At 58.8% G+C, this 1,232-nt stretch carries 1 protein-coding gene; it reads right to left on the bottom strand.

What is annotated here, in order from left to right; translation table 11 throughout:
- The coding region (locus CSE6_RS25910; RefSeq protein WP_059441891.1) for a DUF4158 domain-containing protein at positions 1-1,087 on the bottom strand (1,087 nt) is incomplete at its 3' end.
- Positions 1,088-1,232 lie beyond the last annotated feature (145 nt).

The raw sequence follows: 1,232 nt of genomic DNA, 5'->3' as shown, positions 1-1,232 counted from the left end.
CCCTGCTCGGTGGTTTGCGTTTCTGGGTTTCGGTGATCAAGGCTTCAAGACGGGCACGCAACTCAGCATCTGGCACCGCACCTTGCGCGCTCAAGGCAACAAGTTCGCCGAGCAGCGTTTTGTACATTGCGGCCCAATTGACGGTAGCGGGGACATCGGCGGCAGCCTGACGCCACAGATCGGCGATCCGGCGCTGCACCATAAGGATCAACTGGTCTGTGGTGGTGAACAGGCAATACCGAAGAAAGCATGCGACCTCCACGGTGCGCGCTGGCTCTTTGATCTTGGCTCCGGCTGAGGGCGGCCTGGAGACAAGTCGGCGCGCGTAGCGGCGCAAGATGAGATCGGGGATGTCTGCCAGGTGCTTATGAACGTCCAGCGTGTAAAGCAGGTCGATGCGCTCCAGTACCTCGCTGATTTGGCGGGTTGAGTGTTTCGCCGGTGCAGCCCATAGCCAACTCTGCTGGGTTTGTCCATCTGGGCGCAGCTCTGAAACTGAGGCTCGCCAGCGATCAAGTGTTGCTGGATCAACGCTGGCGGCGATGGCGGTGCCTGTTTCAACTTCAAGCTGGGCAAGTGCCGCCGCAATCAGTGTCCGAATTGCCCGCTCGTGCACGATCACCAGCTTGTTCTTGTACAGCCATTGACGCGCCCGCACGAGTAGCTGATCGCGGTCGGCGCAGCGCGCCACTTCGTCGCGCAGTTCACGTACCAGTGAGCGGCGCTGGTGCTCGCTCATCCACTGGAATCCAAGGACCGTGCAGGCTACTTGTTGGTGATCGAATAGCGTGCGCCCGCGTTCATACATGGCTCTCAGCGAGGCGACTTCTGGTGCTGCAATGCCAAGCTCGTTGCCAAGGTGGCGCCACAAGGCTACTGGAATTACCCGAAAGGCACCGAGCAAACGCCCACTCATGCGCAGGAAACCAATATGGAGCGCCAGACCAAGCTTGTGGGAATCACCTCGGCGTGCATTGATTGCGTCGCGCTCGGCACCATCGAAGGTGAAAAATGCCTTCATCTCGAAGTCGCTGATATCGCGGGGGAGCCCACGCATCCCCAAAAACGTTGTGTGCCAACCCTGCATCGTGAACCTCAAAAGTGGGAGGCCACCATACCCGTTTACAAAGCGAACAGGAAAGTCAATGAAATCAACGGTCTACCCAGACCACCCCCGCGCCAGTGCTAGCTTTGCGTACCGTCACTTATTGCACTGAAAACGAGGAGACCCC

It is taken from the genome of Comamonas sp. E6 (assembly GCF_001010305.1).
GTDB lineage: Bacteria > Pseudomonadota > Gammaproteobacteria > Burkholderiales > Burkholderiaceae_C > Comamonas > Comamonas thiooxydans.
The sequence above is the reverse complement of the archived record's forward strand: the minus strand, read 5'-3'. Positions and strand labels throughout refer to the sequence as shown.